Source organism: Tessaracoccus antarcticus (assembly GCF_003688855.1).
Classification (GTDB): domain Bacteria; phylum Actinomycetota; class Actinomycetes; order Propionibacteriales; family Propionibacteriaceae; genus Arachnia; species Arachnia antarctica.
Genome location: NZ_REFW01000001.1, coordinates 1,380,242 through 1,394,752, shown reverse-complemented (window position 1 = coordinate 1,394,752; position 14,511 = coordinate 1,380,242). Strand labels below are relative to the sequence as shown.

Genomic DNA, 14,511 nt, shown 5'->3' with positions numbered 1-14,511 from the left:
CCCGGACCCGTCACTCGCCGACGGCGCGGGGCTGCATCCGGTACAGGTTGCTGCGCTGGGTGTCCTCGAGTTCCAGTTCCTCCACGTCCCTGTCCGGATGATCCGCGGTGGGTACCACAGCGCTGACGGCCACCACGGGGGCGGAGAGGTCGATGGTGCGCACGGTGCGAGGCACGAGCGGCTTGGAGACGTAGGTGGGCGCGGTGACGGGGATCGGGTCCCACAGGGCGCCGGGACGATGTGGGGCGCTGAGGTCCACGGAGATCTCGATGGACTCCTCGTCCTGTCCCAGGTCGATGATCCCGGTGTCCTCGTCCCCGTAGCCTTCGCCCACGTTCTGGGCGCGAGCATCCAGTGACCTCTGCATGGCGCGCACGCTGAACCGCGCGATTCCCAGGAACACAATCAGGAGGCCGGCGGGGATCGCCGGGGCCCAGGGCGCCAGGACGCCGGCCATCGACAGTGCTCCCAGCACGAGGGAGATCACGGCGAGCCCCACGGCAATGTGTCGTCGGCGCCGGGCGGCACCTGCAGCGTGCAGGCGCAGCTCCGTCAGCTCGGCGCGGCGGGTCAGGGGTGTTGACACCTCGACGACGTCGTCGGACTCGGCCTGCACCACCACCTCGCGGTGCATGATCCGCATGGAACCGGAGAACCGCTGCGACGGGTCCCCGTCGATGGTGTCAGGCACGTGGCGATGCGCGGAGAGCCAGGGCAGCCCGAAAGCCAGACCTGCCACGACGAGGACGAAGATGACGATTCCGGCTAACACGCCCCTACTTAAACATCATGCGTGTCATTTGGCCACGCCGCCACCCCGACCAGCACCAAACGGGTGCGCAATTCGACGAACTTCCAGCTCAGATCTCGTCCAGGGGCCAACACATGACGTGTTCGCCGGCGGCAACGGACTCCACGTCCTCACCCATCACGAGCAACGCATTGCAGCGGGACAGCTCCGCCATGGCATGGGGGTCGGAGATGCGGGAGACGGTCGGGACGCTGGAGCTGGTGTCGAGCCGGCCGCGAAGCAACTGGGTGCGTCCGCGCACCGAACTCAGAGGAGTCGTGGAGATCGCCCGCAGTACCGTGCGGTGCTCGCTCGCCCCGGCGAGGCGGCGGATGAGCGGCCACACGAACGCCTGGAAGGACACGTAGGCACTGACAGGGTTCCCCGGCAGCATCACCATGGGGACCTGCTCGGCCCCGATGAGCCCAAACGTCTGCGTACGGCCCGGGGACATGGCCACGTCCACGGAATCGGTCAGCCCCAGCTCGGACATGGCCTGTGAGACGGCCTCGTAGTCCTCGCGTCGGCCGGAGGTGGTGGAGATGAGAAGGTCGGCGCGGATCAACTGGTCGGTGATGGTCCTCCGGAGCGCCGCAGGGTCGCTGGAATGGACCGCCACACGGAAGACGGTGGCACCGGCCGCGCGCGCCGCTGCGGCAATCATGAAGGAGTTGGAGTCGGTGCTCTCGCCGTGTCGGAGCTGGCTGCCCGGCTCGACGAGCTCGTCGCCGGAACTGACCACCACCACCCGTGGGCGGGGCCGCACCAGGACGCGGTCGATGCCGGCGCTGGCCATCATGCCGATCGCCCGGTCGTTGAGGACGTCGCCCTCACTGAGCAGCCTGGTGCCGATGGCGAGGTGCTCGCCGGCTGCGCGGACGTACTCCCCCTCCCCCACGGCGTCGATGATGCGGAGCCGCCCGTCACTTCGGCTACCGAAGGCCGTTGGCAACACCGCCGTTGCCCCGCGCGGCAGAATGTCACCGGCGTGGACCGGGACGGCGGTGTGGGGGGCCAGGCGGTCGCTGGCCCCGACGAGCTCCACGCTCTCGACGTCCCCGCCGATGTCCGCCACCCGGACTGCGTAGCCGTCCACCTTGGAGGTGTTGCTGGGCGGAACGTTGATCATGGAGTCAATGTCCTCACACATCACCTGGTTCCAGGCCTCCAGCAGCCCCATGCCGAACGGTTTGAGGGGCGACACCAGGCTGAGCAGATACGACACGTGGTCCGCGACACCCCGCATGCCGTTGGCATCAAGAGGGGGCGCCTCCGGCAGCGTGGGGGATGCGACGTCGACCTGCTCCTCCTCCCCCACCTCGGGGACAAGGGACACAGACTTCTTGCGACCGAACAGAGCCATGGACCCTACGATATGCCCATGCTGCCCACGGCCCCGAAGGACGCGCTGCGGCGCGGCATCCTGCTCCAGCGCACACGGGTGGCGGATTCCACGTGGGCCAGCGAGGACGCGGCCCGGACTGCGTGGCTGTTGGGAGCACTCGGGAAAGGGCCCGCAACCGTGGCGCTCTACGCGTCCCGACCGGGTGAGCCCGGAACGCGCACGGCCATCACCACACTGCACGACGCCGGGTGGCTGGTACTCCTGCCCCGCCTGGGCAGGCGACCCGACTGGGCAATCTTCGGAGGCTGGGAACAGATGGGCCCGGGATGGGGTGGCATCCCCGAGCCGACGACGCCCCCGCTCGGTGCGGCCGCGCTGGCACGGGCGGACGTGGTGGTGGCAGCATGTCTGGCCGTCGCGCAGGACGGCACCCGCGTCGGCACCGGGGGCGGCTGGTACGACCGCGCGCTGCCACACCGGCGGCCGGGGACGCCGGTGTGGGTCCTCGCGCGGACCCAGGAACTGTTCCGCCGGGCACCCCACGCGCCCCACGACATACCCGTGGACGGCGCGCTCACCCAGGACGGATTCTTCGCCTGTGGTGAAGGCGCCCTGTCCCACATTGGGAAGCCGTGGCCTCCCGAACTATCATGAGCGACGTCCCAGATGGAGGTCAACCACACACATGCCCACCTACCAGTACCGCTGCACCTCGTGCGGCGAGGAACTCGAAGCGGTCCAGAAGTTCACTGACCCTGCCTTGACGACGTGTCCTACGTGCGCAGGTGACCTGCGGAAGGTCTTCAGCGCCGTCGGCGTCGTGTTCAAGGGCTCCGGGTTCTACGCCACGGACTCCCGCAAGGCCGCCTCGAGCAGCAAGGCCGCATCCGAGCGGAAGTCAGCATCGACGGCGGCTTCGTCCAGCGCCTCGGAGTCGTCCAGCTCGTCGGGCTCGTCCAGCTCGTCCGAGTCCTCGAAGCCGTCCTCCACCCCCAGCACGGCCGCCTGAGCAGGGCACGGGCCTGTGGAGAACGGGTGATCGCCGGCGGTGGCGACCACCATGGTGGGCATGGCATGGCTCCGTCGCACCATCAGTTGGCACCGGCGCAAGCTCGCCGCCCTCCTCACCGCGCTGGGCATGTTCGCCCTGGTGTCGCACCTTTCCGGCGCCTCCAGCGCAGCTGAGGCCAGCGGGCAGGTGGTGGTGACCACCGCCCACCTGGCGGCCGGCGCACCCATCACGTCCTCGGACGTCTCCCTCCACTCGCTCCCGGCATCCGCCATCCCAGCCGACGCGCTCACCTTGATGGAGGAGGTGGTGGGGCACAGCGCGGCCGTGGAACTGTCACCACACACCACCCTGCAAGCCGGACTGCTCGTCTCAGGCGCACCTGCCGCAGCGGGGCGGTCGCTCGTGCCCATCACCGTGCACGACTCCCAACTGCGGGAGATCCTCTCCCCAGGGCTCAGGATCGCCCTGGTGTCGGCGGGACCTGACGTGCCCGGCATCCTGACGGACGACGCCGTGGTCCACACGCTGCCCAGCCCGGTGGAGACGTCGTTCGTGTCATCCACCCAGGCTGCGCTGGTACTCGTCGACGTCCCCGCCGACCTGGCGGCGGAGGTGGCGGTGCTGGGACAGTCAGGCCAACTCAGCGTCTTCCTCACGGGCTGAGCGCCGGAACCTCAGCGGTCCACGCGTGCACCGCCGCCGGCAGCCAGCTTGAGTACCTCAGCCTTGGTCACCATGGTCGTGTCACCCGGGGTGGTCATCGCCAGCGCCCCGTGGGCGGCGCCGTACTCCACGGCTGTGGACAGCGGCTGCCCATCCAGCAGGCCGTAGATGAGGCCGGAGGCGAACGAGTCGCCGCCCCCGACGCGGTCCATGATCTCGAGTCGCTCCCGATGGGTGGCCTGCACGACGCCCGTGTCGCGCGACCAGGCAATGGCGCCCCAGTCGTTGGTGCTCGCGCTGTGCACGGTGCGCATCGTGGTGCCAATCACCGCGAAGTTCGGGAAGGCCGCTGCTGCCTTCTCGATCATGGCGGCAAAGTTGTCGACCTCGAGGGCCGACAGGTTCTCGTCGACACCCTCGATCTCGAAACCGAGGCTCGCCGTGAAGTCCTCCTCGTTGCCGATCATGACGTCGATGCTCTTGGCGATCTCCCTGTTGACCTCCTGCGCCTTGGCGAGGCCACCGATCGACTTCCACAGGCTGGGTCGGTAGTTGAGGTCGTAGGAGACCACCGTGCCGTGCCGCTTGGCGGCCGTGACGGCCTCGATGACGGTTTCGGCCGCCGTGTCGCTCAACGCCGCGAAAATCCCGCCCGTGTGGAGCCACCGGACGCCCAGGTCGCCGAAGAGGTGGTCCCAGTCGACGTCGCCGGGGGCGAGCTGTGACGCGGCCGTGTGACCCCGGTCCGAGACGCCGACTGCTCCGCGGACGCCGAAACCCCGCTCCGTGAAGTTCAGACCGTTGCGTGCCTCGCGGCCAATGCCGTCATAGGGCACCCAGGAGATGAACTGCGTGTCCAGGCCCCCGGTGAGGATGAAGTCCTCCACCAGTCGCCCGATCTCGTTGTCGGCCAGGGCCGTCACGATTGCGGCGCGCAGTCCGAAGGCGCGGCGCAGGCCACGAGCGACGTTGTACTCGCCCCCGCCCTCCCACGCCCGGAACGAGCGCGCCGTGCGTATGCGGCCCTCGCCGGGGTCCAGGCGCAGCATGACTTCGCCCAGGGATACGACGTCGTAGCGGCACTCGGCGGCCGGACGGATGGTGAGTGTGTTCTCGGTGTTCATGGTGGTCCTTTTCTCAGGTGTGAGTGTGGTCAGAGGCCCGCTGCGAGGGCCACGGCCTCAGCCGTGAGGGTCAGGATCCCGGCAAAGTCGCCGGCCCTGACGCGGTCCCGTGGCACCATCCAGGAGCCGCCAACCGCCGCCACAGCCGGGATGCTGAGGTAGTCGCCCAGGTTCTTGGGGCCGACGCCACCCGTGGGCACGAACGACACCCCGACGAAGGGGGCCGACAGTGCCGCGATGGCGGCGGCGCCACCGGAGGTACCAGCCGGGAAGAACTTGACGGTGGTGAGACCCATTTCCAGCGCCGCCTGGATCTCGGTGGCGGTCACCGCGCCCGGCAACGCCAGCACCCCGTGCTCGTGGCACCGTTCGACAACTGCCCTGCTCAGGCCCGGCGAGACGACGTAGGAGGCCCCGGCGGCGACCGCCTGATCCACCTGGGCGGCCGTCAGGACTGTGCCGGCACCGACGAGGATGTCGCCGCGGGCCGCCATGATCCGGATCGATTCCTCCGCCGCTGCGGTGCGGAATGTGACTTCGGCGATGGGGAGCCCACCACCCACCAGTGCGCCGGCCAGCGCGTCGGCGTCGCTGGCATCATCCAGTACGACGACAGGGACGAGCCGTGCAGCCTTCAGGGTTGACAAGGTATCCATGTGATTCCAATCCGTGGGTGTGAGGGGCAGTGGGTGTGTTGTGGGGGGAGTTCGGGTCGGCGGGGGCAGAGGACCTAGCGGGCCATCCACCCACCGTCGACGGCCAGGACCTGGCCGTGGACGTATCCGGCCGCCTCTGATGCGAGGAAGACCACGACGTTGCCGATGTCCTGGGGTTCCCCCCACCGGCCCGCGGGGATGCGCACCGAGAGTTGTTCGAGGCGCACCGGATCCGCCAGGAGAGCGCTGTTCATCTCGGTTGCCATGTAGCCCGGTGCGATGGCGTTGACGTTGACGCCCCGGCCGGACCACTCGTTGCAGAGTGCCTTGGTCAGTTGGGCGACCGCGCCCTTGCTGGCCGCGTAGGCGGGCACCGTGACACCACCCTGGAAGGACAGGAGCGAGCCGAAGTTCACGACCTTGCCCTCGCCGCGTTCCAGCATGGGCCGTCCAAAGATCTGGCACAGCTGGAAGACGGCGCGAAGGTTGATGCCGATCACGGCGTCCCAGGCCTCGAGTGGGAAGTCCACGGCCGGGTAGCGATCCTGGGTTCCAGCGTTGTTGACGAGTATGTCGATCCTGTGCTCGGCCAGGACCTGCGCCGACGTGGCGGCGATGGCATCGCTGTCGGCGAGGTCAAGGGCGTGGAAGTACACGCTGCGGCCCAGCTCGCCGGCCCGTTCCATCAGTTCGTCCGGCACGCCACTGCGGCCGAGGACGACCACATCGGCGCCTGCCTCGATGAGCGCCATCGAGATGCCGAGGCCGAGGCCGCGACCTCCGCCGGTGACCACGGCCGTGCGGCCCGTCAGGTCGAAGGGGTTGCTCATGGCTGCACCTCGTCGTCCATCGGGGTGAGAAGTACCTTGAGGCAGTCCTGCCCCGATGTGGCTGCCGCCATGGCCAGGGCCACGTCGGCGAGGGGGAACACCTTGGTGGGGAACCTGTCGAGGCCCAGTGCGTCACTGGCGATGAGCTCGATGGCCCGTGCCATGTCCTTCGAGGTGTAGACGCGCACCCCCACGAGGCTCTGCTCCTTGAAGCACACGGCCTGCAGGTCGATGGCCACCGGCTGCTTGTAGACGCCGACGACCACGATCCTGCCCAGAACCCTGGTTGCCCTCGTCAATTCGGCGGCGACGCTCGGATGGGCGGCGGTGTCGAACGTCGTGTCCGCACCCTCGCCGTCGGTGAGCCCCATGAGGGTCTCCACCATCGACGACCCGTCGGCCACGACGTTGAAACCCAGCCCCTCGGCCACCTGCCGACGCCACGGACTGGGCTCGGTGATGACGACGGTCCCGGCGCCCTCGTGTCGGGCGACCATGGCGGTCAACACACCGATGGGGCCCGCCCCGTACACGGCGACCGTGTCGCCGGGCTCCATGCCGGACAGGTTCACGGCATGGACGGCCACGGCCAGTGGCTCCGCCAGCGTCGCCGTCAGGGGGTCAACGCCGTCCGGGACCGCGTGCACAACGTGGGGAGGCAGTGCGACGTACTGCGCCATGGCGCCCGGGGCGTCGATGCCGTAGAGGCCGAGGTTGCGGCACACGTGCTGGTGACCGTCGCGGCATGCCTTGCACTGGCCGCACGTGATGAGCGGCTCCACAGTGACGAGCGAGCCGACGGGCGGACTGCCGGGGCAGGCAACCTCCACCCAGCCGGACATCTCGTGACCCATGATGAGGGGGGCACTGGCCCGCGGGTGCTTGCCGTGGAAGATCGAGAGGTCGGTTCCGCACACGCCGTTGTAGGCAACCCTGATGAGCGCCCATCCCTCGGGCACCTCAGGCCTGTCCACCGTGATCATCCCCACCTCGTCGGGGCCGGTCCAGAGTGCTGCCGTCATGGTGTCCATCTCATGCTCCCTTGTGGGTGGCCACGGCGGCGCGGTCGGCATTGCGACCGGGGGCACCGAGGACCTGCGGATTGATGATGTTGCGTGGGGTCCGTCCCGCGCACACGTCCACCACGTTGGCGACGGTTCGGCGCTTGAGTTCCTCGTAGGACTCCTCGCTGTACCAGGCCAGGTGGGGTGTCAGCACGACGGAGTCGAAGTCCATGAGCGGATGCCCCGGCTGCAGTGGCTCCGATGCGTGCACGTCGATGGCCGCGCCCTGGATGGCCCCGGTGGCCAGTGCATCGACGAGCGCGTCCGAGTCCACCACTGCCCCGCGGCTGGTGTTGACGAGGATGGCGTCAGTGCGCATGGTGGCGAACTCGGCGGCGCCGATCATTCCGCGGGTGATCTCGTTGAGGGGCGTGTGCAGCGAGACGACGTGGGACTGCCCCAGCAGCTCCTCAAAGCTCACCATCGGCACCCCGTCGGGTCCGGTGGTGCCCGGCTCGGCGGCGACGTCGTGACCGATGACCCGGTAGCCGAGACCGGCGGCCTTGCGCGCGGTGGCGGTCCCGATGAGCCCCATCCCGATTACCCCGAACACCCTGCCCGCGATCTGGTGCAGGGGCCGTACAGCGACGAGGTCGAAGGAACCGTTGCGCAGTCCCCTGTCGAGTCGCGCGACGCCCCGGGCCGCGGCGAGCGTCAGCCCGATGGCGTGGTCTGACACCGATTCGGTGCCGTAGTCCGGCACGTTGCAGACGGCGATGCCCCGCTTCGTGGCGGCCTGAACGTCGACGGAGTCAACCCCGACGCCGTAGCGGCCAATGACCCGAAGGCTCGGCAACGCGTCCATGATCTCTGCCGTGATGGATGCGTACTGGACGACGATGCCCTCGGCCCCGGCAGCATTGGCCACCAGCTCCGCAGCCGAACGGGATTGTGTCAGCACCAGAGTGGCGCCGCCGGCGCGGGCGACCTCGTTCTCGAGTTCGAAGGAGTCATGGTCGCACTCGGTGATGACGATCTTCATGGCTGGGGGTCTCTTTCCTCGGCAGTGGTGGTGGGTCGGTCAGGTGAGATGACCGAGGGCAGCGGAGATCTTGTCCGCCGTGGCGATGGCCAGGACGGACATGGCCTCCACCTGTTCCATCGTGTGCTCGACGGTGATGGTGGAGATGCTCAGGCCGTACTTGATGGTTCCGGTGTGATCCCGCACGGGGGCGGCGACACAACCCACACCCATCACGTTCTCCTCGTTGTCCAGGGCGTAGCCCTTGCGACGGACGGTGACGAGCTCGTCCCTGAGCCCCTGGATGCTCGTGATGGTGTGGTCGGTTCGCCGCGGCAGACCGGCTCGCGCCACGAAGCGTTCGAGTTCGTCATCGGTGTAGCCGCTCAGGACCACCTTCCCGATGCCCGATGAGTGCATCGGGATGGAGTGACCCACCCGCGAGGGCATCTGGTAGGGCTTGTCGGAGTCGCTGCGGATCAGGTAGATGATCTCCTCCCCGTTGGCGACGCCGACGTGGACCGTGCAGTGGACCTTCTGGACGAGCGCGTCCACGAAGGGCTGCGCGATGGCCGAGATGTCGATCCGGGCCAGGGCGCGGCCCGCCATTGACAGGATCTTCGGGCCCGGGAGGTAGCTGCCGTCGGCTGCGACGGCGACAAATCGTGACTCCACGAGGGTGGCGAGGATCCTGTGGGTGGTGGCCTTGGCAAGCCCCGTGGCCTCCACCACGTCCGTGAAGCGGGCATGGTTCAGGGCGGCTTCGAGGACGAGCAACGTCTTCTCGCTGGCGTTCGCGCTGGGCGCGACGCGGAAGGGGGCCCCCTGCATGTCGCGGTCACCCGGAGGGGCGGGCGAACGGGTGGTGGGTTCGTTGGTCATGTCATTCCTCGCATCACGATGGACGGGTGTTCTCAGGCGTCAGCGCATGTCAGCGATGGCGAAGCCGTCCATGTCGTCGAAGGACTGGTTCTCCCCCGCCATCGCCCAGACGAAGCTGTAGCTCGCCGTGCCGACGCCGGAGTGCACCGACCAGCTCGGGGAGATCACCGCCTGGTGGTCTGCCACGACGAGGTGGCGGGTCTCCTGGGGTTCTCCCATGATGTGGATGATCCTCGCGTCGGCGGGGAGGTCGAAGTACAGGTACGCCTCCATGCGCCGATCGTGCGTGTGGGCGGGCATCGTGTTCCACATGCTCCCCGGGTGCAGCGTGGTCACACCCATGACCACCTGGCAGCTGCGGATGCCCCCCTCGTGGATGTACTGGTTGATCGTGCGACGGTTGGAGGTCAGCGCGTCCCCGAGTTCACGGATGTTGCCCTTCCCTGCCTCGACGAACGTCGTGGGGTGGGCTGTGTGGGCGGGGGCCGACACGATGTAGAAACGCGCCGGTGCTGAGTCCTCGCCGTCCATCACGGAGGCAAAGACCACCGATTCGGCACCCCTGCCCACGTACAGGCAGGAGCCGTGTCCCATCTCGAAGGTCTCGCCGTCAACGACCACGCTGCCGGGCCCGCCGACGTTGATGATCCCGCCCTCACGGTGCTCGAAGAACGTCTCGCTGCGAATCTCGGGGAAACTCGGCAGGGTGACACGTGAGGTGACCGGCTGGACACCCACCAGGACGACCCGGTCGTGGTGGGTGTAGACCGCGTTGGCCTGGTCGTCGGCGAAGAGGTCGGCCACCAGGAAGCGGGCCCTCAGTTCGGCCGTCCCCATTCCGGCGACGTGTTCGGGGCTCGTGGCGTAACGCTGTTCCATGTGAGGACCTTCCAGAGATGGTGTGGGTGGGGGATGCGACGGTCAGGACTTGATGAGTCCCAGTTGGGTGGGCAGCCACATGGACAACGACGGTGTGAAAATGACGATGATCAGCAGCAGGATCAGCGCCCCGAAGAAGGGCAGGAGGTGTTTGATGACCTCCTCGATCCTCAGGCCGGACACCTTGGCGCCGACGAAGAGGATGGGGCCCACGGGCGGCGTGATGGTTCCCACCGACAACGCGAAGACCATCATGATCCCGAAGTGGACGGGGTGGATTCCGAAGGCCGTCACGATGGGCAGCAGGATCGGGGTGAAGATCAGGACCGCCGGCGTGGGGTCCATGAACAGTCCGACGATGAGCAGTACCAGCGCGATGAGCAGCAGCAGCACCACCGGGTTGGAACTGATGGCAAACATCGCCTGGGAGACCATCGCCGGGATCTTGGCGAAGGACATCACGAAACCCATGATCGAGGACACGCCGACGAGGAACATGACCACGGCTGTGGTGCGGGTGGCGTCCATGAGGATCCGCGGGATGTCCTTGATCTTGATGGACCTGTAGATGGCCGAGAGGACCAGGGAGTAGACGACCGCGATGTTGGAGGCCTCGGTGGCGGTGAAGATGCCGCCCAGGATGCCGCCGATCACGACGACGATGAGGAACAGCGCCGGCAGCGCCACGACGATGGTGCGGAGCCCTTGGGAGAACCCCACCTTCTCTGTGATCTTGAGCTCAGGCCGTTTGCGGGCGTAGAGATAGACGATCAGCATGCAGGCTGCCGCCCAGAGGATCCCGGGGATGTAGCCGGCCACGAACAGCGCTGCGATGGAGGCGCTCGAGACCAGGGAGTAGACGATCATGAGGTTGCTGGGAGGGATGAGCATCCCGGCGGGTGCGGAGGCGATGTTGGTGGCCGCGGAGAACCCACGGTCGTAGCCCTCCTTGGCCTGCAGCGGACCCATGGTGGATCCGATGGCCGCAGCCGCCGCGACGCCGGAGCCACTGACAGCGCCGAACATGGCGTTGGCGGCGACGTTGGTCTGGGCCAGGGAGCCCGGTGCCCGCCCGACCAGGACCTTGGCCGCGTTGATGAGCCGCAGCGCAATGCCCCCGTTGTTCATGATCACACCAGCCAGCACGAAGAACGGGATGGCCAGCAATGGGAAGGAGTTGATGCCCCGGAACACCTGTTGGGCAGACGTCAGGACGCCGTTCTCCATGCCGAGGAGGACGAACAGGGCGAACATCGACGACAAGCCGACGCCGATGCTGATCGGTGCACCGATCAGTAGGAAAATGGCGATGCCCGCCAAGAGGATGAGTGCGGCAAAAAGTGCTGGATCCATGGGTCAGTCCTCCTTCACAGGATTTCGAGTTCGGCGTCCTCGATCGGGTTTTCAGCGCCCGTGAGGATCCGTACCAGGTGGTAGATGGTGTAGAAGGCAATGAGGACGCCCGCGATCGGCAGCGCCAGGTACAGGGGCCCGACGTTGACCGGCAGGCCCGTGAGGTTCTGGTTCCAGGCCAGCGTGACCACCCGGAACCCGCCCCAGAGCAGGACGAGCGCCGTGAACGCCAGGATGGCCAACTGGACGACGACGGCGAGGATGATCTGCCCCGTCCTCGGAAGCTTCTTGACGGCGAAGTCAACGGCGATGTGGCCGCGCTCGCCGAAGACGAGCGCCGACCCGAAGAGGCCCAGCCAGATGAACAGGTACTTGGCCAGCTCCTCGGACCAGCCGCTCGGCTGGTTGAGGACCTGGCGGGCGAAAACCTGCCAGCTGACATCGAGGACCAGTGCTGCGAACAGCACCACACATGCCCACGTCAGGACGACGTCGAGCGCTTTCTTGAACGTGGTCATGGTTTCGAGCCTCTCCGGGTCGCGACGATCACTTGCCCGCTGCGCGGACCTGGTCGTAGATCTTCTTGGTGACGTCGGTCGTCAGCTTCTTCTCGGTGAGGGGCTTGATGGCCGCGGCGAATGCCTCGGAGTCAACCTCGTTGAACGTGGCCCCGGCAGCCTCGGCTGCGGTGACGGCGTCGCCCACCTGTTCCTTCCACAGCTCGGCCTCGTGGACACGGGCCTCGGCGAGGAGGTCGCTGAAGACGCCCTGGTCCTCTTCGGACATGGCGTTGTACACGGTCGGGTTGATGATCAGGTAGTCAGGGAACATCAGGTGGCGCGTGTAGCTGTAGTACTTCGCCACTTCGGCATGCTTGAGGTTCGAGTAGATGAGCTCGTTGTTCTCCGCACCCTCGAGGATGCCCGACTGGATGGCCGTGTAGACCTCTCCCTGGCCCATCGGCGTGCCGGTGCCCCCCATGAGGGACATCATCTCGATGTTGGTGTCGGACTCGATGACGCGGATCTTCATCCCCTTGAGGTCAGCGGGGGTGTTGATGGGCTTGACCGAGTTGTAGACCGAGCGCACGCCGCCGTGGAAGGCCGAGATGACCTTGATGCCCTGGTCCTCCAGGGAGGAGTACAGGTCGCCGACAATCTCGGGATCGTTGGTCACCTTGCTCTGCTGCTCGGGTGAGTCGAACGCGAAGGGGAGGTTGAAGACCACGAAGTCGGGGTTGAAGTTCTCGAGCAGCGGTCCGGCCACGTAGGCCATCTCGAGGGTGCCGGCCTGGACGAGTTCGATGGTCTCGCGCTGGGCGCCGAGCGTCTCGTTGGGGTAGACCTCGACGTCGTAGCGCCCGTCGGTGGCTTCCTTGAGCTTGTCACCGAGTTCATCCATGACGATGTACTGCGGGTGGGTCTCGGGTTGGTTGAACGCCACCTTCATGACCAGGGTGTCACCCGATGCGGCGGTCTCGCCGCCTCCGGTGCTGGTGGTGGTCTCACCGGGGGTCGGGGTGGTGCCGGCGCTGCACGCACTCAGCGCGAGCATCGACATCCCGATCAGGGCGGTGATCGAAACAGCCTTGTTTCGCCTCATGTGGAACTCCTCGTTTGGCTCATCCGTGTGAGCGCCTGGATGGGTACGGCAGGGGGGACCGTGCTGTCATTGCTCGAAGGTCCCACCTCGCTGGGTACCGGCTGCCGACATCCACGTCAGCGTGTGCAGTTATGAAACTGCGTTCCGGTAGACGGAACTCTACGGAATGGTCGCCCACATGTCAACGGGGATCGGTCGCTTCCGCGGGTCACGATTGGGTCACGGTCTCGTGACCAGCGACAGCGCGGCGCGGCTGTGCATCAGGACAGGTCCGCGAGAGCCACCAGGTTGAGCAGCTTCTGCCCCCTCAGGAGCAGGCGAGCGTTGTCCATGGAGTCGTGTCCTTTTCCTCAGTGCGGCGCACACCGCGCCCACCAGCCACCACACGCCGCTGGCCTAGTGTTGGTGCATGACCACATCACAGCACGCGGGTGTGCCCGCCGCTCCCGGGGATCCGCGACCGGCAGGCATCGGCGTCATAGGGCTGGGTGTCATGGGGGCACCCATGGCCGGCCACATCCTGCGAGCGGGTTTCCCGGTGCACGTGAGCGCCCGACGCCACGCCTCCGCGGAGCAACTGATCGCGGCGGGGGCCCTCTGGGAGCCGAGCCCGCGATCGTTGGCCGCCACGTGCGGTGTGGTGGTCCTCATGGTCCCTGACCTCCCCGACGTCGAAGCGGTGCTGGATGGCCCCGACGGACTACTGGCAGGCGCCACGGCGCCGATGCTGGTGATCATCTCCTCGACCGTCTCCCCCGAGCACCTCCGCAGGCTGGACGCGCGCGTCCGCTTCGCCACGGACGACCGCGTGCACCTCGTCGACGCCCCGGTCTCGGGAGGACAGGAGGGCGCGGAGGCGGGCACGCTCGCCGTCATGCTCGGGGGTCCCGAGGCGGACGCAGCACTCGCACGGCCGGTGCTGGAGGCCACGGGGACGGTCGCGCACCTGGGACCACTCGGAGCGGGCCAGGTGGCCAAGGCCTGCAACCAGATGATCGTCGCCGCCACCGTCATGGCGCTCGGGGAGGCCGCCGTGGTTGCTGAGAGGGCGGGCCTCGACGTGGCCGCCATGTTCGACCTGCTGGGACAGGGCTACGCCGGGAGCCAGATCCTCGAGGTGAAGAAGGCGCGCTTCGCGCAGCACGACCACAGCCCGTCGGGGGCGGCCCGGTTCATGGTCAAGGATCTGGGCTTTGCGAGGCAGGAGGCGGCCCTGTCCAGGACGGTCACGCCCCAGCTCGACGTCCTGCAGACCTGTTTCACCGATCTCACGGCGCAGGGATTCGGCGACCAGGACACCTCCGTGGTCCAGGCCTGGATCGAGAGCCTGGGCTCCACCGGCTGAGCGGC

16 protein-coding genes are annotated in these 14,511 nt (G+C 67.6%); 4 read left to right on the top strand and 12 right to left on the bottom strand.

Annotated features, from left to right (window positions below; translation table 11 throughout):
- Positions 1-10 precede the first annotated feature (10 nt).
- On the bottom strand, positions 11-772 hold the full coding sequence (locus tag EAX62_RS06090) for a hypothetical protein (RefSeq protein WP_121900690.1): 762 nt from the start codon (positions 770-772) through the stop codon (positions 11-13).
- 88 nt (positions 773-860) lie between these two features.
- The gene (locus EAX62_RS06085) at positions 861-2,153 is read right to left on the bottom strand and encodes a molybdopterin molybdotransferase MoeA (protein WP_121900689.1); all 1,293 of its coding nucleotides are present in this window, start codon (positions 2,151-2,153) and stop codon (positions 861-863) included.
- A gap of 18 nt (positions 2,154-2,171) precedes the next feature.
- Between EAX62_RS06085 and EAX62_RS06080 the strand changes: the two genes are divergently transcribed.
- The 3 genes from EAX62_RS06080 to EAX62_RS06070 are packed head-to-tail and all read left to right on the top strand — an operon-like array spanning position 2,172 to position 3,810.
- The gene (locus EAX62_RS06080; RefSeq protein WP_199711131.1) at positions 2,172-2,789 is read left to right on the top strand and encodes a 5-formyltetrahydrofolate cyclo-ligase; all 618 of its coding nucleotides are present in this window, start codon (positions 2,172-2,174) and stop codon (positions 2,787-2,789) included.
- A gap of 31 nt (positions 2,790-2,820) precedes the next feature.
- Positions 2,821-3,144, top strand: coding sequence for an FmdB family zinc ribbon protein (locus EAX62_RS06075; protein WP_121900687.1), 324 nt, complete (start codon positions 2,821-2,823; stop codon positions 3,142-3,144).
- Between the two features lie 60 nt (positions 3,145-3,204).
- On the top strand, positions 3,205-3,810 hold the full coding sequence (locus tag EAX62_RS06070) for an SAF domain-containing protein (RefSeq protein ID WP_158600564.1): 606 nt from the start codon (positions 3,205-3,207) through the stop codon (positions 3,808-3,810).
- A gap of 11 nt (positions 3,811-3,821) precedes the next feature.
- Here the strand turns inward: EAX62_RS06070 and EAX62_RS06065 are convergent, their stop codons facing one another.
- The 10 genes from EAX62_RS06065 to EAX62_RS06020 form a co-directional block, all read right to left on the bottom strand.
- Positions 3,822-4,934 carry a sugar kinase gene (locus EAX62_RS06065; protein WP_121900685.1) on the bottom strand — a complete coding sequence of 371 codons (1,113 nt, stop codon included), beginning with the start codon at positions 4,932-4,934 and terminating at the stop codon, positions 3,822-3,824.
- Positions 4,935-4,963: 29 nt separating this feature from the next.
- On the bottom strand, positions 4,964-5,590 hold the full coding sequence (gene eda / locus EAX62_RS06060; RefSeq protein ID WP_121900684.1) for a bifunctional 4-hydroxy-2-oxoglutarate aldolase/2-dehydro-3-deoxy-phosphogluconate aldolase: 627 nt from the start codon (positions 5,588-5,590) through the stop codon (positions 4,964-4,966).
- Between the two features lie 74 nt (positions 5,591-5,664).
- A complete protein-coding gene (locus EAX62_RS06055; protein ID WP_121900683.1) occupies positions 5,665-6,420 on the bottom strand; it encodes an SDR family oxidoreductase in 756 nt (251 codons plus the stop codon).
- Positions 6,417-7,451 carry a zinc-dependent alcohol dehydrogenase gene (locus EAX62_RS06050; RefSeq protein ID WP_121900682.1) on the bottom strand — a complete coding sequence of 345 codons (1,035 nt, stop codon included), beginning with the start codon at positions 7,449-7,451 and terminating at the stop codon, positions 6,417-6,419. Before EAX62_RS06050 ends, EAX62_RS06055 begins: the two co-directional genes overlap by 4 nt.
- Position 7,452: 1 nt before the next feature.
- Positions 7,453-8,466: a C-terminal binding protein gene (locus EAX62_RS06045; protein WP_121900681.1), complete on the bottom strand. Its 1,014-nt coding sequence runs from the start codon at positions 8,464-8,466 to the stop codon at positions 7,453-7,455.
- 39 nt (positions 8,467-8,505) lie between these two features.
- Entirely contained in the window at positions 8,506-9,327 is an 822-nt protein-coding gene (locus EAX62_RS06040) for an IclR family transcriptional regulator (protein ID WP_233557822.1), read from the bottom strand.
- 39 nt (positions 9,328-9,366) lie between these two features.
- The gene (kduI, locus tag EAX62_RS06035) at positions 9,367-10,206 is read right to left on the bottom strand and encodes a 5-dehydro-4-deoxy-D-glucuronate isomerase (protein WP_121900680.1); all 840 of its coding nucleotides are present in this window, start codon (positions 10,204-10,206) and stop codon (positions 9,367-9,369) included.
- Positions 10,207-10,248: 42 nt separating this feature from the next.
- Complete coding sequence (locus EAX62_RS06030; RefSeq protein ID WP_121900679.1) at positions 10,249-11,559, bottom strand: TRAP transporter large permease; 1,311 nt, start codon at positions 11,557-11,559, stop codon at positions 10,249-10,251.
- A 14-nt stretch (positions 11,560-11,573) separates the two neighbouring features.
- Positions 11,574-12,077: a TRAP transporter small permease gene (locus EAX62_RS06025; RefSeq protein WP_121900678.1), complete on the bottom strand. Its 504-nt coding sequence runs from the start codon at positions 12,075-12,077 to the stop codon at positions 11,574-11,576.
- 28 nt (positions 12,078-12,105) lie between these two features.
- On the bottom strand, positions 12,106-13,161 hold the full coding sequence (locus tag EAX62_RS06020) for a TRAP transporter substrate-binding protein (protein ID WP_121900677.1): 1,056 nt from the start codon (positions 13,159-13,161) through the stop codon (positions 12,106-12,108).
- A 409-nt stretch (positions 13,162-13,570) separates the two neighbouring features.
- On the opposite strand from EAX62_RS06020, the gene EAX62_RS06015 reads away from it, so the two are divergent.
- Positions 13,571-14,506 carry an NAD(P)-dependent oxidoreductase gene (locus EAX62_RS06015; protein ID WP_121900676.1) on the top strand — a complete coding sequence of 312 codons (936 nt, stop codon included), beginning with the start codon at positions 13,571-13,573 and terminating at the stop codon, positions 14,504-14,506.
- Positions 14,507-14,511 lie beyond the last annotated feature (5 nt).